Source organism: Streptomyces cinerochromogenes, assembly GCF_014648635.1.
GTDB classification, from domain to species: Bacteria; Actinomycetota; Actinomycetes; order Streptomycetales; family Streptomycetaceae; genus Streptomyces; species Streptomyces cinerochromogenes.
In genome coordinates, this window is record NZ_BMRM01000017.1 from 54,537 (window position 1) to 77,640 (window position 23,104).

Sequence of the window (23,104 nt, forward strand, 5' to 3'; positions counted from 1 at the left end):
TCTGGTCAAAGGGTACTGCCTCCGGAGGTGGGCGGTTCGCAGGAGAGCCCCGCGCCCCGGGGGCGGCTCCACTGAGCCGGTGACATGAGGCGAGCGGATGCGCGGGTACCGTGATCAGCGGCGGGTGGCGTTCCCGCCTGTGTGTTCGTACGAGCCCCGAGGACGTCAGCCGTGCCGTACCCCCCACCCCCGCGCCTGCCCTCGGGGCCGCGCAGAAGATCCCTGCTCGCCTCGGCCGCCGGAGTCGCCCTGCTGGCGGGCTGTTCGGACGGGGCGGGGTCCGGCGACGACGGGCCGTCGGCCACCGAGCGGGCACGCGCGCGTGCCGCGCGGGACAGCCGGGGGCTGCTGGAGCGCTACGACGCCGTGCTCGCCGCGCATCCCGGGCTGGCGGGGCGGCTGCGCCCGCTGCGGGAGCAGGTCGCGGCGCACGCGGCGGCGTTCGAGGACGGCACGACGACGCCCACGCCGGCGAGGTCCTCGGCCGCACCGGCTCCCGTGCCGGCCGGTGAGAAGGACGCCGTGGCGGGGCTGGCCGCCGCCGAGCGCGCGCTGGCCGACCGGCGCGCGGAGGAGCTTCTGGAGGTGCCGGGCGAGCTGGCGCGGCTGCTGGCGTCGGTCGCGGCGGCCGGGGCCGCGCACGCGTACCTGCTGACGGAGGGAGCCAGGTGAGCGAGGGCACGGAGCAGGCGGCGAAGGCCGAGCTGGCCGCGCTGCAGGCGGCGCTGGCCGCGGAGCACGCGGCGGTGTACGGGTACGGCGTCGTCGGCGGCCGGATCGGCGAGCGGCGCCGGGCCGAGGCGCGGACGGCGTACGACGCCCACCGGGCGCGCCGGGACACGCTGGTGCGTGCCGTGCGGGACCTGGGCGGCACCCCGGTCGCCGCGAGCGCCGGGTACGCGCTGCCGTTCCCGGTGCAGGACGGCGCGGCGGCGGTGCGGCTGGCCGCGCGGCTGGAGGAGCGGGTGGCCGGGGTGTACTCGGACCTGGTGCGGGCGGCGAGCGGCGCGCGCCGGGAGGACGCGGCCGGGGCGCTGCGGGAGGCCGCGGTGCGGGCGGTGCGCTGGAGCGGGGGGAGCGTAGCCTTCCCTGGGCTCGCCGAGCGGTCCGGCGACCGGGCGGACGAGCAGGCGGGCGCGGCCGGCACGACCCCGTCGGCCTCGGCACCGGCGACGCGTTAGCCATGGTTGGCCGCGGGTCCCGCTTGACCGCGGGTCCCGCTCGGCCGCAGGTCCCGCTCGGCCGCAGGTCCCGCTCGGCCGCAGGTCCCGCTCGGCCGCAGGTCCCGCTCGGCTGCGGGGAGGGCGGCCCGGTCCGGCGCCGGTACGGCGGCCGCCGGGCGGCCCGCACGGCAGGGACGGCGAGCAGGCGAGCACGGCGAGAACGGCAAGCGGGCGAGCACGGCAACGACGGCGGGCAGGCGCTGGCGGCAAGGACGGCGGCAGCGGCCGCTGACGGCGGGGCCGCAGGAAGGCACCGGGCAGGACAGGACCCGCGAGAGGCTGACGACAGGCCCGGACGGGGAACCCGGGGCGGGCAGGCCCGGCAGCAGGCGACAGGAAGGGAACGACTCGCGCATGGCTTTCGAAGCGCCGCGGCGCCTGGAGCGGGCGCTCGGTGAGACGGCACCGGCCGGGGACGACTGGCTGGCGCGGCTGCCCGCGATGGCCGAGGAAGCCGTCGCCCGGCGCGAGTTGACCGTCGAGCGGGTGCAGGTGCCCGGCGGGCGCAGCAGCCTGGTGGTGCTGGTACGGCGGGCGGACGGCACCCCGGCCGTGCTGAAGCTCGCGCCGCCCCGGGCCCGCCCGGAGAGCGAGCGCGCGGCGCTGGCGCACTGGGGCGGGCTGGGCGCCGTACAGCTGCTGGAGGGCGCGGCGGAGGACGGGGCGCTGCTGCTGGAGCGGCTGCACCCGGATGTGTCGGTGCGGTCGCTGCCGGAGGCCAGGGCCCTGCTGGAGGCGGCGGGGACGCTGCGCCGGCTGTGGGTGACGCCGCCTGCCGGGCACGCCTTCGAGACGGTCGCCGAGCGCACCGGGCGGCAGGCGGCGGCGATGCGCGCGAGCGCCGAGGCCGACCCCGAGGCGGCGCCCCTGGTGGACGCGGCGCTCGCCGCCCGCGAGGAACTGCTGGCCGCACCGCCCGAGCAGCTGCTGCTGCACGGCACGTTCCGGCAGAGCAAGGTGCTCGCCGGGGAGCGGATGCCCTGGCTCGCGGTCGGCCCGGACCCGGTCGTCGGCGAGAGCGCCTTCGACCTGGCCCGGCTGGTCCGGGACCGGGTGGAGGACCTGATCGCGACCTCGTCCGGCCCGTCCACCACCCGGCGCCGCATCAAGCGGCTCGCGGAGTCCCTGGAGGTCGACCAGGAGCGGCTGCGCGGCTGGACGCTGTTCCGGGCGGTGGAGTCGGGGGTGCGGGCCCGGCGGGTCGGCCGGGAGAAGGACGCGGAGCTGCTGCTGGAGTTCGCGGCCTGGCTGTAGGCACGAGCAGGCGTACTCGGCCGGCTGGGTAGGGCGCCCGTGCCGGACGGGGAGCGCGGCCGGAGGGACTCGGCCGCTGAACGGATCGGGACGCGGAGCGCTGCCGACGGTGCCGGCGCCGACCGGAGCACCCCTCCTGCACGGTCTCCCGCGAGGACTGGCAGGACGGCCGGACATCACCGCCCCGCCCACGGGTGAGCGGCGGCACGCCAGGACATGAGCGCCCCGCCCGCGAGTGAGCGACGGCACGCCAGGACGTGCCCGCCCCACCCGAGGACGAGCGGCAGCACGCCGGCACATGACCGCCCCACCCGAGGACGAGCGGCAGCACGCCGGCACATGACCGCCCCACCCGGGGACGAGCGGCAGCACGCCGGCACATGACCGCCCCACCCGGGGACGAGCGGCAGCACGCCAGGACGTGCCCGCCTCACCCGGGGCGGGCAGCAGCACGCCAGGACGTGCCCGCCTCACCCGGGGCGGGCAGCAGCACGCCAGGACGTGCCCGCCTCACCCGGGGCGGGCAGCAGCACGCCGGCACATGAGCGCCCCGCCCGGGGGGGGTGAGCGGCGGCGTGGCGGGGTGTGGCCGCCGCTCTCCGGCTTGCCCGGTGTCAGGCGGTCAGACGGGCGATCGCGTCCTCGACCGTCAGTTCCTCGCGCTCGCCGGTCTTGCGGTCCTTCAGTTCCAGGACGCCCTCGCCGGCGCGGCGGCCGGCCACCAGGATCTGCGGGACGCCGATCAGCTCGGCGTCGGTGAACTTCACGCCCGGGGAGACGCCGGCCCGGTCGTCCACCAGGACGCGGACGCCCGCGGCGGCGAGCTTCTCGGCGACGTCCAGCGCCAGCTCGGTCTGGAGCGCCTTGCCGGCGGCCACCACGTGCACGTCGGCCGGGGCGACCTCCTTGGGCCAGACCAGGCCGTGCTCGTCGGCGGTCTGCTCGGCGAGCGCGGCGACGGCACGGGAGACGCCGATGCCGTAGGAGCCCATGGTGACGCGGACCGGCTTGCCGTTCTGGCCGAGGACGTCCAGCTTGAGGGCGTCGGCGTACTTGCGGCCCAGCTGGAAGATGTGGCCGATCTCGATGGCGCGGTCCAGCTTCAGGCCGGTGCCGCACTTCGGGCAGGGGTCGCCCTCCTGGACCACCACGACGTCGACGTAGGCGTCGACCTCGAAGTCACGGCCGGCGACGACGTTCTTCGCGTGCGTGTGCTCCTTGTTGGCTCCGGTGATCCAGGCGGTGCCGGGGGCCACGCGCGGGTCGGCGATGTACGTGACCTTCTCGCCGAGGCCCTGCGGGCCGACGTAGCCGCGGACCAGGTCGGGGCGGCCGGCGAAGTCCGCCTCGGTGACCATCTCGACGGCGGCCGGCGCGAAGTGCGCCTCGACCTTGTCCAGGTCCACCTCGCGGTCACCGGGCACGCCCACGGCGACGATCTCGCCGTCGACCTTGACCAGCAGGTTCTTCAGCGTGGCGGAGGCCGGGACGCCGAGCGCCTCGGCGAGCGTCTCGATGGTCGGGGTGTCCGGGGTGGGGATCTCCTCCAGCGCCGGCAGGGCCGAGCCGTCGGCCGGCTTCAGCTCGTAGGTGACCGCCTCCGTGTTCGCGGCGAAGTCGCAGTGGGGGCAGTCCACGAAGGTGTCCTCGCCGGCCTCGGCGGGGGCCAGGAACTCCTCGGACTTGGAGCCGCCCATGGCGCCGGCGGTGGCGGCGACGATGCGGTAGTCGAGGCCGAGGCGTGCGAAGACGCGCTGGTAGGCCTCGCGGTGCAGGGCGTAGGAGGTGCCGAGGCCCTCGTCGTCCAGGTCGAAGGAGTACGAGTCCTTCATCAGGAACTCGCGGCCGCGCAGGATGCCGGCGCGGGGGCGGGCCTCGTCGCGGAACTTGGTCTGGATCTGGTAGAGGATCACCGGCATGTCCTTGTAGGACGTGCACTGGTCCTTGACCAGGAGGGTGAAGATCTCCTCGTGGGTGGGGCCGAGGAGGTAGTCGCCGCCCTTGCGGTCCTTGAGCCGGAACAGCTCCTGACCGTACTCGTCCCAGCGGCCGGTGGCCTCGTAGGGCTCGCGCGGCAGCAGGGCGGGCAGCGAGACCTCCTGGGCGCCGATGGCGTCCATCTCCTCGCGCACGATGCGCTCGACGTTGGCGAGGACCTTCTTGCCGAGGGGCAGCCAGCTCCAGATGCCGGCGGCCGTGCGGCGGACGTAGCCGGCGCGGACGAGGAGCTTGTGGCTGAGGACCTCGGCGTCCGCCGGGTCGTCGCGCAGCGTCTTCGCCATCAACTGGGACATGCGCTGGACCGGTGCGTTGGCCATGGTTCTCGTACTCCTGCCGGGTAAGGGTGATGGCACAGGAGGTTAGCCGGGCTGCCCGCGCCGGTGGAAATCGGTTAACGCCTGCGCAGCGGCAGAGGGGCGCCCATCACGGCGTACGGCCGTGCTGCGCTCGGGAAGTGGACCTGGCGGGCGAGGTCGACGTAGCCGAGGGAGTGGTAGAGGCCGCGGGCGGGGCTGTCGGTGTCGATCGCGGAGAGGATCGAGCGGGGTTCGGCGGCGGTGTCGGTGATGGTGGTGATCAGGCGCCGGCCGATGCCGCGGTTCTGGTGGCCGGGGTGGACGTGCAGTTCGGTGATGACGAAGGAGTCGTCCAGCCAGAAGTCGTTGCCGGCCGCGCGCAGGTAGGGCTCCACGACGGTGGACCACCAGTGGGTGCGGCTGTTGGGCATGCCGTAGACGAAGCCGACCAGCCGGCCGCCGCTGGTGGCGCCGAGGGCCCGCGCGCCGTTGTACTGCATGTGGCGCTGGACGATCTGGCGGCGTACGGCGACTTCGTCGGGTCCGAGTCCGAAGGCGACGGCCTGGACGGCCAGGGCCTCGTCGACGTGGGCTGCGAGGTCCAGGGGGCCGATCACGACGTCCATGCGGGGAGCGTACAGGGCGGTCAGAACAGGACGCTCATGAAGGCTCCCACCTCGTGGAAGCCGACCCTGCGGTACGTCCTGCGCGCCGCCGTGTTGAAGTCGTTCACGTACAGGCTGACCACGGGCGCGACGTCCGCGAGGGCGTAGCGCAGTACGGCCGCCATGCCGGGGGCCGCGAGGCCCCTGCCCCGGTACTCGGGGGCCACCCACACGCCCTGGATCTGGCAGGCGTGGGGGGTCGCGGCGCCGATCTCCGCCTTGAAGACGACCCGGCCCTGGTCGTCGACGCGGGCGAAGGAGCGGCCGGAGCCGACGAGCTCGGCGATCCGGGCCTGGTAGAGCAGGCCGCCGTCGCCGGCCAGCGGGGAGACGCCGACCTCCTCGGTGAACATCGCCACACAGGCCGGCATGATCGTCTCCATCTCGTCCTTGCGGACGCGGCGGACGTACGGGTCCGGGGCGATGTCGGCCGGCATGCGGTCGGTGACCATGAGCGGCTGGTGGGCGCGGACCTCGCGGGCCGGGCCCCAGTGCGGCTCGAGCAGCCGCCACAGCTGGGCGGTGGGTTCGGCCGGGCCGACGATGGAGGAGCAGCGGCGTCCGGCCCGGCGGGCGCGGTCGGCGAAGGCGCGGACCGCGCGGGGGGTGGCGCAGATGGGGACGAGGTTGGCGCCCGCGTAGCACAGGGACGTGAGCATGCCGTCCTCGTACCAGCCCCACATCTCGCCGCCGAGCCGCCACGGGTCCAGGCCCGCGACCTGCACCCGGGACGTCACGAAGGCGTTGGCGACCGGATCGCGGTCGAGAACGGCGAGCGCGGCGTCCAGGTCGCTCGGTTCGAGCACCCGTGAGGTGGTCTGGGTCAACACGTGGCGGGGCCTCACGACGGGGGTTCTGCTGGTCCCCGCACTATAGCCGCGCCGCCTCGCCGGGCGCCCTCCAGCTCGAGGGGCTCCGGTTCCCGGGCGGCTGCGGGTGGGAGGCGGCTCGGCTGCGAATGGGAGGCGGCTGGTCGCGCCCGCGCGGCGGAGCCGTGCGTCGGATACGGCCCCGCGCCCCTTCCGGGGCGCGGCTCCTCCGGCGCCGGAGGGGTCAGCCCGCTACGGAGACCTGCGGATCGCCGGAGGCGACGCCCTCGGCCTCCATCTGCTCCGCCAGCTTCATGGCCTCCTCGATGAGGGTCTCCACGATCTTGGACTCGGGGACGGTCTTGATGACCTCGCCCTTGACGAAGATCTGGCCCTTGCCGTTGCCGGAGGCGACGCCGAGGTCCGCCTCGCGGGCCTCGCCGGGGCCGTTGACGACGCAGCCCATGACGGCGACGCGGAGGGGGACCTCCATGCCGGTGAGGCCTGCGGTGACCTCCTCGGCGAGCTTGTAGACGTCGACCTGGGCGCGGCCGCAGGAGGGGCAGGAGACGATCTCCAGGCCGCGCTGGCGGAGGTTCAGGGACTCCAGGATCTGGATGCCGACCTTGACCTCCTCGGCGGGCGGGGCGCTCAGCGAGACCCGGATGGTGTCGCCGATGCCCTGGGAGAGCAGGGCGCCGAAGGCGACCGCCGACTTGATCGTGCCCTGGAAGGCGGGGCCGGCCTCCGTCACGCCGAGGTGGAGGGGGTAGTCGCACTGCTCGGCGAGCTGGCGGTAGGCCTCGATCATCACGACCGGGTCGTTGTGCTTGACGGAGATCTTGATGTCCCGGAAGCCGTGCTCCTCGAACAGCGAGGCCTCCCACAGGGCGGACTCGACCAGCGCCTCCGGGGTCGCCTTGCCGTACTTCTGCAGCAGGCGGCGGTCCAGGGAGCCGGCGTTGACGCCGATGCGGATCGGGGTGCCGTGGTCCTTGGCGGCCCGCGCGATCTCCTTGACCTTGTCGTCGAACTGCTTGATGTTGCCGGGGTTCACGCGGACCGCGGCGCAGCCGGCCTCGATGGCGGCGAAGACGTACTTGGGCTGGAAGTGGATGTCGGCGATCACCGGGATCTGGGACTTCCTCGCGATGGTGGCGAGGGCGTCGGCGTCGTCCTGGGTGGGGCAGGCCACGCGGACGATCTGGCAGCCGGAGGCGGTCAGCTCGGCGATCTGCTGGAGGGTGGCGCCGATGTCGGACGTACGGGTCGTGGTCATCGACTGGACCGAGACCGGCGCGTCCCCGCCGACCGCCACGCTTCCGACCTGGATCTGCCGGCTCTTGCGGCGCTCGGCGAGCTTGGTCGGAACGGACGGCATGCCGAGAGAAATCGCAGTCATCTGCTGTGCAACCCCAAGTCGTGGATCAAGGTCCGGTCCCGTGAACGGCGGGCTCCAGGCTTCGAGATTACGGCACGGGGCCGGGCGTCAGCACATCCCTCCCGCAAACACACCCGATGGGACGCGGCCCGGAACCAGGGGGTTCCGGGCCGCGTTGAACGCCGGGTTGCTAGGAGATTTTCACCGGGTTGACCACGTCGGCGATCAGCACCAGGACGGTGAAGCAGACGAAGATCCCGGCCACCACGTACGCCACCGGCATCAGCTTGGCGACGTCGAACGGGCCGGGGTCGGGCCGGCGCAGCACCCGGGCCACGTTCCGCCGGAGCGACTCCCACAGGGCGCCCGCGATGTGCCCGCCGTCGAGCGGGAGCAGCGGGAGCATGTTGAACAGGAACAGGGAGAGGTTGAACCCGGCGACCACGAACACGGCCATGGCCAGCTGCTGCGAGGCCGGGATGTCCAGCGTGGCGATCTCGCCGGTGACCCGGGCCGCGCCGACGATGCCCATCGGGGAGTCCGGTTCGCGCGGTCCGTCGCCGAAGGCGGCGTCCCACAGGGCGGGGATCTTGCCGGGCAGGTCCACGAGGGAGTCGACGGCGTCGCCGACCCGGTCGGTCATCCAGGTCACGGACTGGCCGAAGTCCTGTTTGACGACGCCGCGGGCCGGGCTGAAGCCGAGGAACCCGGCCTTGACGTACTCGCCCTGGACGTAGGCGCCGCTGGAGTCCTTCTTGGCGACCTGGTTGGTGGCGATCTTCGCGTGCAGGGTCACCTGCCGGCCGTGGCGGTCGACCACGATCGGCACGTCCTTGCCGGCGTGTCCGCGGATCAGGTCCGACAGGGCGTTCCAGTTCTCGGTGGGCACGCCGTCGAAGGAGACGATCCGGTCGCCCGCCTTCATGCCGGCGTCCGCGGCCGGGGAGGCCGGGTCGGACTTCCTGCAGCTGTCGCGGTGCTGGCTCTGCGCGATGACGCAGGGCGAGACGGACTCGACGGTGGTGGTCTCCTGCTGGATGCCGAAGCCCATCAGCACGGTGAGGAAGAGGCCGACCGCGAGCACCAGGTTCATGAAGGGGCCCGCGAACATGACGATGACCCGCTTCCACGGCTTGCGCGTGTAGAACATGCGCGTCTCGTCACCCGGCTGGAGTTCCTCGAAGGCCGCCGAGCGGGCGTCCTCGATCATGCCGCGCCACGGGGAGGTGGAGCGGGCGGTGATCCGGCCGGAGTCGTCGGGCGGGAACATCCCGATCATGCGGATGTAGCCGCCGAGCGGGATCGCCTTGATGCCGTACTCGGTCTCGCCCTTCTTCCGCGACCAGATGGTCGGGCCGAAGCCGACCATGTACTGCGGGACGCGGATGCCGAAGAGCTTGGCCGTGGACAGGTGCCCCAGCTCGTGCCACGCGATCGAGACGAGCAGGCCCACCGCGAAGACCACTATGCCGAGGATGAACATCAAGGTCGTCATGCACGCGCCTCCGCGGTCGCCGTCGTGGCTGTGAGTTCGCGGGCCCGGGCCCTGGCCCAGGTCTCCGCTTCGAGGACGTCCGACACCGTGAGTGAGGTTCCCGTGACCGGGGTGCCGTGCTCCTCCACCACCCGGGTGACGGTCTCCATGATCCCGTTGAAGGGCAGCGCGCCGCTCAGGAAGGCCGCGACGCACTCCTCGTTGGCGGCATTGAACACCGCCGGGGCCGTGCCCGCGAGCCGCCCCACATGCCGGGCGAGGTCCACCGAGGGGAAGGCCTCGTTGTCCAGCGGGAAGAACTCCCAGGTGGAGGCCTTGCTCCAGTCGAAGGCGGGCGCGGCGTCGGGGACGCGTTCGGGCCAGCCCAGGCCGATGGCGATCGGCCCGCGCATGTCGGGGGGCGTCGCCTGGGCGATCGTGGATCCGTCGGTGAACTCGACCATCGAGTGGACATACGACTGGGGATGCACGACCACCTCAATGCGGTCGAAGGGAATGTCGTAGAGGAGGTGTGCCTCGATGACCTCCAGTCCCTTGTTGACCAGGGTCGCGGAGTTCACCGTGATCACCGGGCCCATGGCCCAGGTGGGGTGGGCGAGGGCGTCCGCGACGGTGACGTGCGCCAGCTCGGCCCGGGTCCGGCCGCGGAAGGGGCCGCCGGAGGCGGTGACGACGAGCTTGCGGACGTCGGCCCGGGTGCCGGCCGCCAGCGCCTGGAAGAGGGCGGCGTGCTCGGAGTCCACCGGGATGATCTGGCCGGGCTTGGCGAGCGCGGTGACCAGCGGGCCGCCGACGATCAGCGACTCCTTGTTGGCGAGGGCGAGGGTGCGGCCCGCCTCCAGGGCGGCGAGGGTCGGCGCGAGGCCGATGGAGCCGGTGATGCCGTTGAGCACGGTGTGGCAGTCCGAGGCGGCGACCCGGGTGGCCGCGTCGGGTCCGGCGAGGATCTCGGGCAGCGGCTCCCCCGCGCCGTACGCCGCGGCGAGCGCCTCGCGCAGCGCGGGTACGACGTCCTCGCGGGCGACCGCGACGGTCCGCACCCGCAGCCGGTGCGCCTGCTCGGCGAGGAGGGCGACCCGGCCGCCGTTCGCGGACAGGGCGGTCACCCGGAAGCGGTCGGGGTTGCGCAGCACGAGGTCGATGGCCTGGGTGCCGATGGATCCGGTGGAGCCGAGGATCACCACGTCCTTGGGGCCGTCGCCGGCGACGGGGTCGTAGACGAGGTGCGGGTCGGCGAGAGGGGCCGGATGGGCGGGACTGTCGGTCATCCCCCCATTGTGGCCGCACGCGCCGCCGCTCCGGACAGCGCGTCCCTCGGGCGGGGCGGGTTCCGCGAGATGTGGACCCCCGGTGAAGATCGTGTGATAACACTTCGTTCCACACGATTCGCGGACGACATCCTGGGGGGATATCTCCATGCATACTGTGCGCATACGCGCGGCCCTGCCCGCTCTCGCCGGAGCTGCCCTGCTCACCGGCACCCTGCTCAGCACCCCGGCCGAGGCCGCCGGGGGCGTGAGCATCCACCACGTGTGGTTCGACAGCCCCGGCTCGGACAACCGCTCGAACAAGAGCCTGAACGCCGAGTGGGTGCAGCTCAGGAACACCAGCGGCTCGGCGGTCTCGCTCAAGGGCTGGGTCCTGAAGGACGCCTCCAACCACAAGTACGTCTTCCCGAACGTCAAGATCGGCGCCGGGAAGTACCTGAAGATCCACACCGGCAGCGGCTCGGACACCGCGTCCGACAAGTACCAGGACCGCCGCGCCTACGTCTGGAACAACGACAGGGACACGGCCACCCTGACCAGGGCGAGCGGCAGCAAGGTCGACAGCTGCTCCTGGACGACGCGGGACCCGAGCGACAAGTACTGCTAGTGCCCGTCGCCGTCCGGACGGCCGGACCGGCTCGCGAACGGACGGCGGGCGTTCTCGTGGGTGGAGGGGCCGGGGGTCGCGTCGGCGATCCACGGGCCCTCCCCCGAGGGGTCGAGGATGCCCTCCTCCAGCCAGGTGTAGGCCCCGCCGAGGACGCCCCGCACCACCTTGCGGTCCAGTTCGTCGGTGTTGGTCCACAGGCGGTCGAAGAGTTCCTCCGCCCGGATGCGGGCCTGGCGGCAGAAGGCGTCGGCGAGCTGGTAGGCCTCGCGGCCGTGCTCGCCCTCCCGCCACAGCCGCTCGGCGCGGACGCAGGCCGCGCTCATCGCGAACAGTTCGGCGCCGATGTCCACGATCCGGCCGAGGAAGCCCTGCTTGGTCTCCATCCGGCCCTGCCAGCGGGACATGGCGTAGAAGGTGGAGCGGGCGAGTTTGCGGGCCGTGCGCTCGACGTAGCGGAGGTGCCCGGACAGGTCGATGCCGTGCTTGAACTCGCCGTAGGCCAGGGGCAGCTGGCCGGGTCCCGCGACCAGCTTCGGCAGCCACTTGGCGTAGAACACGCCCGCGTTCGCGCCCGCCCTCGCCTTGGCGGACAGCGGCTTGTCGGGGTCGATGAGGTCGCCGGCGACCGACAGGTGGGCGTCCACGGCCTCCCGTGCGATCAGCAGGTGCATGATCTCGGTCGAGCCCTCGAAGATGCGGTTGATGCGCAGGTCGCGCAGGATCTGCTCGGCCGGGACGGGGCGCTCGCCGCGCGCCCGCAGCGACTCGGCCGTCTCGTAGCCGCGTCCGCCGCGGATCTGGACCAGTTCGTCGGCCATCTTCCAGGCCATCTCGGAGCCGTACAGCTTGGCGAGGGCGGCCTCGATGCGGATGTCGTTGCGGTCCTCGTCGGCCATCTGGGAGGACAGGTCGAGGACGGCCTCCAGGGCGAAGGTCGTGGCCGCGATGAACGCGATCTTGGAGCCGACGGCCTCGTGCAGCGCGACCGGCTTGCCCCACTGCTCGCGCTCGGCCGCCCACTCGCGGGCGATCTTCAGGCACCACTTGCCGGCGCCGGCGCACATCGCGGGCAGCGACAGCCGCCCGGTGTTCAGCGTCGTCAGCGCGATCTTCAGGCCCGCGCCCTCGGGGCCGATCCGGTTGGCGGCGGGGACCCGGACCCGGTGGAAGCGGGTCACGCCGTTCTCGATGCCGCGCAGGCCCATGAAGGCGTTGCGGTTCTCGACGGTGACGCCCTCGGCGGTGGCCTCCACCACGAACGCGGTGATGCCGCCCTTGTGGCCCTCGGACTTCGGCACCCGCGCCATGACCACGAGCAGGTCGGCGACCACCCCGTTGGTGGTCCACAGCTTCACGCCGTCGAGGACGTAGTCGTCGCCGTCGGGGACGGCCGTGGTGGCGAGGCGGGCCGGGTCGGAGCCCACGTCCGGCTCGGTGAGCAGGAACGCGGAGATGTCGGTGCGGGCGCAGCGGGGCAGGAAGGCGTCCTTCTGCTCCTGGGTGCCGAACATCTTCAGCGGCTGCGGTACGCCGATCGACTGGTGGGCGGAGAGCAGCGCGCCGACGGCGGGGCTGACGGAGCCGACCAGGGCGAGCGCCTTGTTGTAGTAGAGCTGGGTGAGGCCGAGACCGCCGTACCCGGGGTCGATCTTCATGCCGAGGGCGCCGAGTTCCTTCAGGCCCGCCACGACCTCGTCGGGGATGCGGGCCTCGCGTTCGATGCGGGCGGGGTCGATCGCCGTCTCGCAGAAGGCGCGCAGCTTCGCCAGGAACTCCTCGCCGCGCCGGACGGACTCGTCGTCGGGCAGCGGGTGGGGGTGGATGAGGTCGAGCCGGAAGCGCCCGAGGAACAGTTCCTTGGCGAAGCTGGGCTTGCGCCAGTCCTGTTCCCGGGCGGCCTCCGCCACCTGGCGGGACTCGCGCTCGGTGACGGTGGTGCGTGGGGTGGTGGTGGCGGACATGGAGCCTCACCTCGCCGCGAAGGGGGACGACTGGGACCGTTCATTACCGACCAGTGCTACTGGATCGTTGGTACCCGAAACGGGGCGATCCCACCACCCCTCGCGCACGCGCCCGGCCCGCGACGCCCGGGCGGGACGCGGTGCCGGGGCGCCCGGACACCCCGCAAGGCCTCGGCGCCCGCCCCGGCTGCACGGGCACAGGGGTCCTCGCCCGGCTCCTTGGGCCGAACGGGTGTCGGGGATCCTTGGCAGGGGGCGGTTCCGACACCCCGGAGGCGAGGAGAGGTGTCGAAGCGCTTCGACTCCCCTGGACACCCACCCTGGCTGAGGCTACTGTCGGATCCACCCTCACGCACCCCTGTCGGAAACGCGCAGAGTCGAAGCGCTTCACACAGCTTGGAGAGCCGGATGGTCACCCTCGCCGAGGTCGCCCAGCACGCCGGAGTCTCGGCGAGCACGGTGAGCTATGTCCTCAGCGGCAAGCGGTCCATCTCCGCGACCACCCGGCAACGGGTCGAGGAGAGCATCCGGGAGCTGGGCTACCACCCGAACGCGGGCGCCCGCGCCCTGGCCGGCAAGCGGTCCAACATCATCGCGCTGATGGTCCCGCTGCGCACCGACATGTACGTGCCGGTGATGATGGAGATCGCCATCGCGGTGGCCACCACCGCCCGGACGCACGGGTACGACGTCCTGCTGCTCACCGGTGAGGAGGGCCCGGACGCGGTGCGCCGGGTCACCGGCAGCGGGCTGGCCGACGCGATGATCCTGATGGACGTCGAGCTGGAGGACGAGCGGCTGCCGCTGTTGCGGGAGACCTGGCAGCCCTCCGTCCTCATCGGCCTGCCCGCCGACACCACCGGTCTGACCTGTGTGGACCTGGACTGGAGCGCGACCGGGGCGCTGTGCGTGGAGCACCTCGCGGGGCTCGGTCACCGTGACATCGCGGTCATCGGCGAGGCCCCGGCGGTCTACGAGCGGCACACCGGTTTCGCCGAGCGCACCCTGGACGGACTGCGCGCCCGGGCCCGCGCGGCGGACCTGCGGGTGCTGCACCGGCCGTGCGAGGGCGGGTACGACGCGATGGCCCTCACCCTGTCCCGGATCTTCGACGAACGGCCGGGGACGACCGGGTTCGTGGTGCAGAACGAGTCGGCGGTGGAGCCGCTGCTCGCGCTGCTGCGCCAGCAGGGCCGGGCGGTGCCGGAGGACGTGTCGGTGGTCGCGATCTGCCCGGACCAGGTCGCGGTGCAGGCCTCGGTGCGGCTGACCTCGGTGGCCATCCCGGCCCAGGAGATGGGCCGGCACGCCGTGGAGCGCCTGGTGGCCAAGCTGGAGGGGCGGGACGGCGACGAGGTCGTGCTGCTCGCGCCCGAGCTGACCGTCCGGGCGAGTTCGGGACCGGCGCCGGCCGCGCCCTGACGTCCCCCTGCCGGGGCCGGCCCCGCGAGGGAGCCGGCCCGGACCGGATCAGCTGCTGCCGACGGTGAGGTTGTTGGTGGTGAAGTTCAGGCCGCCGGACGAGGACGTGATCTCGTAGCCGAACTGGACGTCACCGATGGTCTCGTTGCCGAACCAGCCCTTGGTGTCCTTGATCCACTTCAGGATCGGCAGGATGTCGACCGTGCCGGAGCTGGAGTTGGAGGTGCGGACGAAGGAGAAGACCTCGTTCGCGCCGTTGTTGCCCTTGTAGACGGTCCAGGTGTGGCCGCCCAGCGTCACGTTGCCCTGCGAGGTGCCGAGCGGGCCGACGGCCCCGGTCTTGTTGACCCAGAGCATGATCTCGTAGTCGTGGTCGGTGTCCCAGATGTCGTACGACGTGTTGTACGCGCCGGACGACGGGACGGTGACGTTGTAGCTGCTGGTCAGCGAGGCCAGCGAGGTGATCGGCTTGTTGATCGCCTTCGTGGCGTTGGGGTAGGACTTGATCCCGCCGGTGCCCGGGTGGTTCGCCCACACGCCCCAGTTGGTGCCGGAGTTCGCCCAGACGCACTGGCTGCCGGCGCCGGAGCCCCAGATGTTGTTGTAGAGGGTGTAGCCGTTCAGCGTGGTGTTGCCCCACTGGTCGCAGGAGTTCCAGACGGCGGCGGAGGCGGGCGCCGAGGCCAGGCCGACGGTGGCGCCGAGGGCGAGGGCGGGGGCCAGCAGGGCCGTGGCGACCCTGCTCGGCGTGCGTGTTGCCATGGTGTCCCTTCCATGGGTGGGGGGAGTCGATCCGGTCACCGCGCCCCCAGGACGAGGACGCGGTCTTCTCCGGCGACGAGGTCGAGCGGCTCGGCGCCGGAGGAAGTCCGCAGTTCGACGCGGCCGGTGCGGTGGGGGCGTACGACGACCCGGGCGCCGTCCGGGTCCCAGGCGAGGTCGATCTCCGCGCCGAACCGGGTGCGCACCCCGCGCAGTTCGCCGCGCGGGCAGCCGTCCAGGGCGGCGGGCAGCAGGACGAGCCGGTCCGGGGTGGACTGGACGAGCAGCTCGATCAGCACACCGGGCAGGGTGTGCGCGGCGTCCGCGTTGTAGACGTCCCGGCGCGGGTAGTGGGCGCTCATCAGTGAGGCGTGGAAGTAGTCGCCGTCGAGCACCCTGCGCAGCGCGGCGGCGGCCCGGTCCCGGTCCCCGAGGCGGGCGGCGACCAGGGCGTGGTGGAGGTGGCCGTGGGCGGAGCCGTTCTCGGTGCCGCGCAGGGCGAGCGCCCGGCGGGCGGCGGCGGCCAGGCGCGGGGTGTCGTGGGGGGTGATCTCCTCCAGCGGCCACACGCCGTACAGATGGCTGAGGTGGCGGTGGTCGTAGGTGTCGTCCAGTCCGGGCCAGGCCCATTCGGCGAGGGCGCCGTCGGCGTTGACCCGGTGCGGGGGCAGCCGGTCGGCGATCGCCCGCCACCTGCCCGCGTGCCCCGGGTGGTAGCGGGCGGCGGTGAGCAGGGTGTGGCGGGCGGCGGAGAGGTCCATGGCCGCGTTGACCGCGCCCCAGCTGCCGCCTGCCGGGCGGTTCTCCGGCGAGTAGGAGGGGACGACGACCAGGTGGCCGTCCTGGTCGGTGCGGGTGAGGAAGTCCTCGTAGAAGAGGGCCGCCTCGGCGAGGGCGGCGGCGGTGCGCGGGTCCTGTTCGCCGCGGATCTCGTCGTGGTCGACCAGCGGTTTGAGCAGCCAGTCCGCGCCGGCGGTCCACAGGTGCAGCGGGTACTCGCGGCTGAAGTGGTACGTCAGCCCGGACTCGCCGTCGGTGTGCGAGGGCGCGACGGCGCCCCGGGTGCCGAAGATCGCGCGGGCGTTGGCCCGCCAGTCCGGCAGCTGCCGCTCGACCAGCGCGGCCAGCGCCTCGGTGACCTCGGGCAGGGCGGCGGCGGGCGCGGAGGCGGTCTGGAGGTTGAGGTTGGCGTTCGTGGTGAACGCGCCCGACCAGGCCGTGTCCCAGTCGCCGGTCCACAGTCCGGTGAGCCGGGGCGGCAGCAGGCCGCTGCTGGAGAGCAGGTGGTAGCGGCCCGCGGCGAACAGCCGCTCCAGCAGGGCCGGGCTGTGCGGGCGCCTCAGCAGCTCGGAGCCGGGCAGGGCGCGCTCGGCCGGGTCGGCGCCGAGGTCGAGCGAGACCCGGAGGTAGGCGGTGCGGTGCCGGTCCAGATGGCGGGCGAGCAGGCCGTCGTACGGCCGGTCGGTGCCGTCGAGCAGGGCCTGGAGCTGCCGGGCCTCGGCGACCACGTCCGCCTCGCCGGTGTGCCGGCGCACCCGGGTGAGCAGCAGCACCGAGCGGGCGCCGGTGACGCGGACGCCCGGCGGGACGAGTTCGGTGCGGCCGCCGAAGACGGCGACCAGGGTCACGCCGGTGTAGGCGCGGTCGCCGGCCGGGTAGCGGGCGCGCAGGCTGAGCAGGGCGCCCTCGGGGGTGAGCAGGGTGCCGTGGCCGACCCGCAGCCCGGCCGGGGCGCCCGGCAGCCGGTGGTCCAGGCGGATGTCGAGGTCGCCGCCGGTGACCTCGTGCACGATCACGTCGTCCGCGCGGGAGACGAAGACACGGCTGCCTGCGCCGGCGCGGACCGCGGTGGCCTCGCCGCTGGTGAAGTCGAGGGCCCGGCGGAAGCCGCCGCCGTCACCGCCGGCCGCTGTGCGCACCCGGATCCGGAAGGCGGGGTGGAAGGGCTGCACCCACTGCAGCGGGCGGCCGTCGGTGAAGCTCTCGGCGGCGGTGAGGTCGCCGGCGAGCAGCCGGTCCTGGAGCGCGGGGAGCCCGGCGGCCAGCCGGGGCGGGCGGGCGTGCTCGCCGCCGTTGGGACGCACCAGGCTGTGATGGGTGACGACCACCCGCTCATCGTTCGGGTCACCGGACACCAGGGCGCCGTGGTGGCCGTTCCCGCTCAGGAAGGCGTCCTCCCAGCGGGCGGCCGGGGCGGGTTCCCAGGTGCCGTGGACCGGCGTCCGGCTCATGACCGCAGCACCGCCACGCCGTAGCGGCCGAGGGTGACCTCGTCCGTGACGTCCGTGCCGCCGAGCAGGTCACGATGGGGTCCGGGGACCTGGACGGTGACTGGTTCCCGGCCGTGGTTGAGCAGGAACAGCAGCTCGCCCCGGCGCACCGCCTCCACGCCCGTGGGCAGCCCGTCCAGCACCGGCCGTACGCCCGCCCCGTCGGCGATGCCGGTCAGCAGGGAGCGCAGCGCCTCGGGCTCGGGCAGCGTGGAGAGGTACCAGGCGCGGCCCCGGTGCAGCACGGCGGGCAGCCCGTCCAGCTCGCCGCCCCGGTACGGCACGGTCCCGGCGGCGCCGGGCTCCGGCTCGATCTCCTCCGACCACAGCGTCCCGCGAAAGCCCTCGCAGGCCACGGTCTCGCCCGCCTCCAGCGGCCACCACTCGTGCAGGGTGCGGATGCCGAACAGTTCGCGCAGCCGGGCGTCCATGCCGCCGGGCCGGATCCGGTCGTCCTCGTCGGCGACCCCGGTGAGGAAGCCGCAGACCAGGGTGCCGCCGCCACGGACGTAGGCGAGGAGGTTGGTGACGGCGGCGTCGGTGAGCAGGTACAGCTGCGGGGCGACGACCAGCCGGTAGCCGGACAGGTCGTGTTCCGGGTGGGCGAAGTCGGTGGTGAGGTGGGCCTCCCACAGGGCCCGGTGCCAGGCGGTGAGCACCTCCGGCAGGTCCACCAGCGTCGACAGCCGGCCCTCGTGGTCACCGGCCCACCAGGAGTGCCAGTCGTGCAGCACGGCCACATCGGCGGTGACGCGGCTGCCCGACACCCGGCCCCCGATCCGGGCGAGTTCGTCCCCGAGCCGCCTGACCTCCTGGAAGGTACGGCCCTCCTCCCCCGCGTGCCCGACCATCCCGGAGTGGAACTTCTCGGCGCCCTGCCGGGACTGGCGCCACTGGAAGTAGCAGACGGCGTCGGCGCCGCGGGCGACGGCCTGGAAGGACCACAGGCGGTTGAGGCCGCGCGGCTTGGGGTGGTTCACGCCCCGCCAGTTGACCGGGCCGGCGGCCTGTTCCATCAGCATCCACGGCCCGCGCGCCTGTGACCGGGTGAGGTCCTGCACGAGGGCACCGCGCTGCCCGCCCAGCGGATCGCGCGGGTCGGGATAGAGGTCGACGGAGACGACGTCCTCCTCCTCGGCCCAGCGCCAGCCGTCCTGGCCGGTCCACAGCGGCATGAAGTTGGTGGTGACCGGGAGGTGCGGGCTGTACCGGCGGACGATGTCCCGCTCGGCGGTGTAGCACTCCAGGAGCATGTCGGAGGTGAACCGCCGGAAGTCCAGCACCTGGCCGGGGTTCTTCAGGTAGTGGGCGTGGCGCGGCGGCAGGATGCCGTCCCAGGTGTCGTACGCCTGGCTCCAGAAGGCGGTGCCCCAGGCGGAGTTGAGGGCGTCGAGGGTGCCGTACCTCTCGCGCAGCCAGCGGCGGAAGGCGGCGGCGGCCTCGTCGCCGTAGTCGAAGGTGCAGTACTCGTTGTTGATGTGCCACATGGTGAGGGCCGGGTGGCCGCCGTAGCGGGCGGCCAGGTCCTCGGTGATGGCGGCGGCGTACCGGCGGTAGGTGGCGCTGGAGTGCGAGAAGTGCTGGCGCCCGCCCCACCACTCGGTCCGCCCGTCGGCGTCCCGGGGCAGGGTGTCGGGGTGCAGCCGCCCCATCCAGGGCGGCGGGGAGGAGGTGGGCGTGGCGAGGACGACGCCGATGCCGTGGGCGTGCAGGAGGTCCATCAGCCGGTCCAGCCAGCCGAAGTCCCGTGCTCCCGGCTCGGGTTCGAGTCTCGCCCAGGAGAACACGCCGAGCGTGACCGAGTTGACGCGGGCGTCCTTCATCAGCCGTACGTCGTCCCGCCAGGTCTCCTCCGGCCACTGCTCGGGGTTGTAGTCGCCGCCGAAGAGGATGCGGCCCCGGGTGGCGTCGGCGAGGGCCGGTTCCGTGCCGCTCATCCCTTCACCGCCCCGGTCAGCATTCCCTTCCTGAAGTGCTTCTGGACGAACGGCGACAGCACGGCGACCGGCAGCAGCGCCATCACCATGACCGCCATCTGGATGGACAGCCCCGACAGCTGACCGGTCCTGATGGCCTGGCCCAGACCGACCGGTGCCTCCTGCTTCTGCACGAGCTGGATCATGACGTTCTGCAGCGGCATCATGTCCTGCTCGTTCAGGTACAGCGACGCGTTGAACCAGGCGCTCCAGTACCCGACGGCGTAGAACAGCGTGATCACCGCGAGGACGGCCCGCGACAGGGGCATGATGATCTGCCGGAGGATCCGCAGGTCCCCGGCGCCGTCGATGCGCGCGCTGTCGATGAGTTCCGGGGAGATCCCCATGAAGAAGCCGCGCAGCACCAGGATGTTGAAGACACTGACCGCGCTCGGCAGGATCAGCGCGAGATAGGTGTCCGTCAGCCCCAGGGACTGCACCAGCAGGTAGGTGGGGATGAGGCCGGCGCTGAAGAACATGGTCGCCAGCAGCGTCATCAGGATCCAGCGGTGGCCGAGGGACCCCGTGCGGGACAGGCCGTAGGCGCACAGGACGGACACCGTCATCGAGAACAGCGTGCCGACCAGCGTGACGAGGATGCTGATGACCGCGGCCCGGGTGACCTGGCCGCCGCTGAGCAGTTCCTGGTAGGCGATGAAGGTGATGCCCTTGGGCACGATCACCAGGCCGCCCGCCTCGTCGATGGTCTTCCGCGAGGAGAGGCTGGTGACGATCACGATCCACAGCGGGAAGAGGATCGCCAGGCAGGCGAACGACAGGGCGATGCCCTTGCCGGCGAGGCCGGCCTTCGAGGGCTCCTCCTCCCAGGCCGGGCGGGGAGGCGCGGCCCACCGGTTCGGCCGGCGCGCCGGTTCGTCGATGACGGCGGTCACTTCTTGTACACCCCCTGCTCGCCCATGAGGTGGGCCACCTTGTTCGCGGTGAGGACGAGGCCGATGCTGACCACGCCCTTGATCAGTCCGGCGGCGGCCGCGTAGCCGAAGTCCTGGTTGCGCACGCCGTTCCACCAGACGAAGGTGTCGAGGACCTCGCCCGCGTCCGTTCCGACGCCGTCGCGTTGCAGCAGGATCTGCTCGAACCCGACGGTCAGGGCGTCACCGACGCGCAGCACGAGGAGGAGGGCGATCACCGGGCGCAGGGCGGGCAGCGTGACGTGCCACATGCGGCGCCAGCGTCCGGCGCCGTCCATCGCGGCGGCCTCGTACAGGTCGGTGGGCACCGAGGCCAGCGCGGCGAGGAAGACGATGATCCCCCACCCGGCGTCCTTCCACACGCTCTGGGCGGTGATCAGGAACGGGAAGGTGTTCGGGTCGGTCATGATGTCGAGGCCGTCGTACCCGTGCTGCCGCAGCAGCTGGGAGAGCATCCCGGCGCCGCCGAACATCTGCTGGAAGACGGCGATGACCAGCACCCAGGAGAAGAAGTGCGGCAGGTAGAGCACGGCCTGCGCCACCGCCCGCACCCGCGGCCTGACCACGCTGTTGATGAGCAGCGCGAGCAGGACCGGGATCGGGAAGAACAGCACGAGCTGGACGAGGAACAGCACCAGCGTGTTCTCGACGGCGTTCCAGAACGCCGCGTCCTCGAAGATCCGCTGGAAGTTCTCCGTCCCCACGAAGGGGCTGTTCAGTATGGAGACGATGCCGTTGTCGCTGATGTAGGGGTCGTAGTCCTGGAAGGCGACGACGTTGCCGAGGATCGGCAGGTAGTTGAAGACCAGGACGAGTACGACGGCCGGTACCGTCATGAGGATCAGGGCGCGGTCGCGTCGGAACCTGTGCCGGAGGCCCTGCTTCCCCGAGCCTCGTTCCTTCCGCGTGCCGGTGGCGTCGGCGGATGCCACCGGGGTCTTCACCGGCGTGCCGGCCTCGGCGCCGCTCCGAGGCACCGTGCTGTGGGACACGGCTGTTCTCCTTGCCTCGGAACCCGGTCAGCTCGCCGCCGGACCGTTCTCGTCGAGAAGCTTCTTGTACCAGTCGCGCAGCTTGTCGCCGCCCTTGGTCTTCCAGTCGGAGACGGCCTGCTGCATGTCGCCGATCTTCTTGTGGCCGCGGATGATGTCGTCTTCCAGCTGCTCGAAGTCGTTGGCGAGGTTGGTGTAGCGGGAGGGCTCGGTGATCTGCAGGCCCCAGAACGAGGACTTCTTGGTGAAGGCGCCCATCCGCTGCTCCCACTCGACCATGGCCTTGGTGTAGTCCGGCAGGTCGGGGTGGGCGGTGGTGGCGGCGGGGCTCGCCACCATGACGTAGGCGTTGTTGACCTCGTTGTTGCCCTTGTCGTTCTTGACGGGGACGCCGTTCCTGATCGTGTAGTGGGTGCCCTCGACACCGTAGTTGGTCATCATCCACTCCTTGGTGCCGTAGGGCGCCGCGGTGACGTTGGCGACCGCCAGCACATCGCGGATGACGGACTCGGAGGCCTTCTTGTTGACGAAGGCGAAGATGCCGGCCGGGTTCTGGGCGTACAGCGTCGGGTCACCGCCGTCGTGGTTCCAGATGTCCATGCCCCAGATCTTGAAGTCGGGGTTCTGGGTGGCCTGGGAGGCCTGCTGGCCGTACCAGTGGACGATGTTGTTGTTCCAGATGAGGAACTCGCCGGCGGCGAACTTGGGGGCGGGGTCGGTCGCCTGGCTCTTGCCCAGCCTGAAGTCGGGGTGGACGACTCCGGCGGCGAACAGCTTGCGCGTCCACTCGATGGCCTCGAGGTACTCCGGGGTCTCGATGCGGTTGATCAGCTTGCCGTCGACCAGGTTCCACCACAGCGGCTTCTCCCCGCCCCCGAGCACGCCGAAGGTGTTCATCGCGGTCCACTTCATGTCACCGCAGGCCCACCGCTTGGCCCTGGCGTTGGTGATGTCCTTGCACAGGGCCATGAACTCGTCGGCGGAGTGCGGGATCTCGTAGCCCTCCTTGTCGAAGACGTCCCGGCGGTAGAGGGGCACGATGGTCTGGACGGACGGGGCGGGCTGGGGCAGGCCCATCAGCCTGCCGCCGAAGATGGAGCGCTGCCAGGCGTCGCTGGGGATCGCCGCGAGGTTGGGGTACTCCTTGGCCCGGTCCCCGGACAGGTACGGGCCGAGGTCGGCGAACTTGCTGATGATGGCGCTCGGGATCTTGCCCATCATGTTCCAGCTGGGGACGACGACCACGTCCGGGACGTCGCTGGAGGCGAGGACCGCGCCGAGCTTCTGGTCGTAGGTGTTGCCGTCCTGGTTGCGCCACCGGACGTCGACGCCGATCAGGTCGTTCATCGACGTGTAGTAGGGGTTGTTCTGCTTCGGCGGTGAGCCCCAGAACGGCGACATGACGGTGACCTGCCCGCCCTTGCCGAGCTTCTTCGGGACCGAGGTCTTGAGGGTGGCGACGTCGAGCCTGCCGGTGAAGCCCATGGACGAGCCGTTCCTGGACGGGATGTCCGGCGTCACCACGCTGCTGGCCACGTAGGCCGGCAGGATCTTCCTCGCCGCCTTGCCCGAGGTGGTGCCCTCCCGCGCGCCCTTGTCCGAGCCGCCGCAGGCGGTGAGCAGCGGCGTCCCGCCGGCGACCGCCGCGGCGGCGACCGCGGTGGAGGCGAGGAAGCTCCTCCTGCTCGGGGAGCCTCTCCGGCTGGGCGCGGAGGAGGCGGAGGCGGCGTTCGGCGTCATTGCGTCAACCCTTCATGGCGCACCAGGACACCCGGCGGTGGGCCGTC

At 72.4% G+C, this 23,104-nt stretch carries 18 protein-coding genes; 5 read left to right on the top strand and 13 right to left on the bottom strand.

From position 1 onward, the window contains the following. Positions 1–171 precede the first annotated feature (171 nt). The 3 genes from IEZ20_RS29035 (at position 172) to IEZ20_RS29045 (ending at position 2,477) form a co-directional block, all read left to right on the top strand. Positions 172–672 (top strand): hypothetical protein, encoded by a 501-nt coding sequence (locus IEZ20_RS29035; protein ID WP_189304127.1) that lies wholly within the window; start codon positions 172–174, stop codon positions 670–672. After that, entirely contained in the window at positions 669–1,181 is a 513-nt protein-coding gene (locus IEZ20_RS29040; RefSeq protein ID WP_189304129.1) for a ferritin-like domain-containing protein, read from the top strand. Before IEZ20_RS29035 ends, IEZ20_RS29040 begins: the two co-directional genes overlap by 4 nt. A gap of 396 nt (positions 1,182–1,577) precedes the next feature. Continuing rightward, positions 1,578–2,477 (top strand): aminoglycoside phosphotransferase family protein, encoded by a 900-nt coding sequence (locus tag IEZ20_RS29045; protein WP_189304131.1) that lies wholly within the window; start codon positions 1,578–1,580, stop codon positions 2,475–2,477. 614 nt (positions 2,478–3,091) lie between these two features. On the opposite strand, the gene IEZ20_RS29050 is transcribed toward IEZ20_RS29045, so the two are convergent. The 6 genes from IEZ20_RS29050 to dxr all read right to left on the bottom strand — a co-directional run bounded on the left by IEZ20_RS29050 (position 3,092) and on the right by dxr (position 10,392). Beyond that, positions 3,092–4,795 carry a proline--tRNA ligase gene (locus IEZ20_RS29050; RefSeq protein WP_189304132.1) on the bottom strand — a complete coding sequence of 568 codons (1,704 nt, stop codon included), beginning with the start codon at positions 4,793–4,795 and terminating at the stop codon, positions 3,092–3,094. A 74-nt stretch (positions 4,796–4,869) separates the two neighbouring features. Then, positions 4,870–5,400 carry a GNAT family N-acetyltransferase gene (locus IEZ20_RS29055; RefSeq protein ID WP_189304135.1) on the bottom strand — a complete coding sequence of 177 codons (531 nt, stop codon included), beginning with the start codon at positions 5,398–5,400 and terminating at the stop codon, positions 4,870–4,872. A 20-nt stretch (positions 5,401–5,420) separates the two neighbouring features. Beyond that, complete coding sequence (locus IEZ20_RS29060; RefSeq protein WP_189304137.1) at positions 5,421–6,269, bottom strand: GNAT family N-acetyltransferase; 849 nt, start codon at positions 6,267–6,269, stop codon at positions 5,421–5,423. 223 nt (positions 6,270–6,492) lie between these two features. Continuing rightward, positions 6,493–7,650, bottom strand: a complete 1,158-nt coding sequence (gene ispG, locus IEZ20_RS29065; protein ID WP_189304139.1) for a flavodoxin-dependent (E)-4-hydroxy-3-methylbut-2-enyl-diphosphate synthase — start codon at positions 7,648–7,650, stop codon at positions 6,493–6,495. A 169-nt stretch (positions 7,651–7,819) separates the two neighbouring features. Beyond that, positions 7,820–9,124 (bottom strand): M50 family metallopeptidase, encoded by a 1,305-nt coding sequence (locus IEZ20_RS29070; RefSeq protein WP_189304141.1) that lies wholly within the window; start codon positions 9,122–9,124, stop codon positions 7,820–7,822. Beyond that, positions 9,121–10,392 carry a 1-deoxy-D-xylulose-5-phosphate reductoisomerase gene (gene dxr, locus IEZ20_RS29075; protein ID WP_189304143.1) on the bottom strand — a complete coding sequence of 424 codons (1,272 nt, stop codon included), beginning with the start codon at positions 10,390–10,392 and terminating at the stop codon, positions 9,121–9,123. Before dxr ends, IEZ20_RS29070 begins: the two co-directional genes overlap by 4 nt. Positions 10,393–10,540: 148 nt before the next feature. On the opposite strand from dxr, the gene IEZ20_RS29080 reads away from it, so the two are divergent. Further along, positions 10,541–10,999: a lamin tail domain-containing protein gene (locus IEZ20_RS29080; RefSeq protein ID WP_189304145.1), complete on the top strand. Its 459-nt coding sequence runs from the start codon at positions 10,541–10,543 to the stop codon at positions 10,997–10,999. Here IEZ20_RS29080 and IEZ20_RS29085 read toward each other — a convergent pair. Beyond that, positions 10,996–12,963, bottom strand: a complete 1,968-nt coding sequence (locus IEZ20_RS29085; RefSeq protein ID WP_189304147.1) for an acyl-CoA dehydrogenase family protein — start codon at positions 12,961–12,963, stop codon at positions 10,996–10,998. The two genes, IEZ20_RS29080 and IEZ20_RS29085, sit on opposite strands and share 4 nt — an antisense overlap. Before the next feature lie 408 nt (positions 12,964–13,371). Here IEZ20_RS29085 and IEZ20_RS29090 point away from each other — a divergent pair, with 408 nt between their 5' ends. Next, positions 13,372–14,385 (top strand): LacI family DNA-binding transcriptional regulator, encoded by a 1,014-nt coding sequence (locus tag IEZ20_RS29090; RefSeq protein ID WP_189304149.1) that lies wholly within the window; start codon positions 13,372–13,374, stop codon positions 14,383–14,385. A gap of 48 nt (positions 14,386–14,433) precedes the next feature. Here IEZ20_RS29090 and IEZ20_RS29095 read toward each other — a convergent pair whose 3' ends face one another. The 6 genes from IEZ20_RS29095 to IEZ20_RS29120 are packed head-to-tail and all read right to left on the bottom strand — an operon-like array spanning position 14,434 to position 23,057. Next, positions 14,434–15,147 (bottom strand): glycoside hydrolase family 12 protein, encoded by a 714-nt coding sequence (locus IEZ20_RS29095; protein WP_189304151.1) that lies wholly within the window; start codon positions 15,145–15,147, stop codon positions 14,434–14,436. A 35-nt stretch (positions 15,148–15,182) separates the two neighbouring features. Further along, complete coding sequence (locus tag IEZ20_RS29100; RefSeq protein WP_189304153.1) at positions 15,183–17,378, bottom strand: glycosyl hydrolase family 95 catalytic domain-containing protein; 2,196 nt, start codon at positions 17,376–17,378, stop codon at positions 15,183–15,185. Continuing rightward, positions 17,375–19,354: a beta-galactosidase gene (locus IEZ20_RS29105; protein ID WP_189304155.1), complete on the bottom strand. Its 1,980-nt coding sequence runs from the start codon at positions 19,352–19,354 to the stop codon at positions 17,375–17,377. Before IEZ20_RS29105 ends, IEZ20_RS29100 begins: the two co-directional genes overlap by 4 nt. After that, the gene (locus IEZ20_RS29110) at positions 19,351–20,286 is read right to left on the bottom strand and encodes a carbohydrate ABC transporter permease (protein WP_189304156.1); all 936 of its coding nucleotides are present in this window, start codon (positions 20,284–20,286) and stop codon (positions 19,351–19,353) included. The genes IEZ20_RS29105 and IEZ20_RS29110 overlap by 4 nt, the downstream gene beginning before the upstream one ends. Continuing rightward, a complete protein-coding gene (locus IEZ20_RS29115; protein WP_189304157.1) occupies positions 20,283–21,317 on the bottom strand; it encodes an ABC transporter permease in 1,035 nt (344 codons plus the stop codon). Before IEZ20_RS29115 ends, IEZ20_RS29110 begins: the two co-directional genes overlap by 4 nt. A 27-nt stretch (positions 21,318–21,344) precedes the next feature. Beyond that, entirely contained in the window at positions 21,345–23,057 is a 1,713-nt protein-coding gene (locus tag IEZ20_RS29120) for an extracellular solute-binding protein (RefSeq protein WP_189304158.1), read from the bottom strand. Positions 23,058–23,104 lie beyond the last annotated feature (47 nt).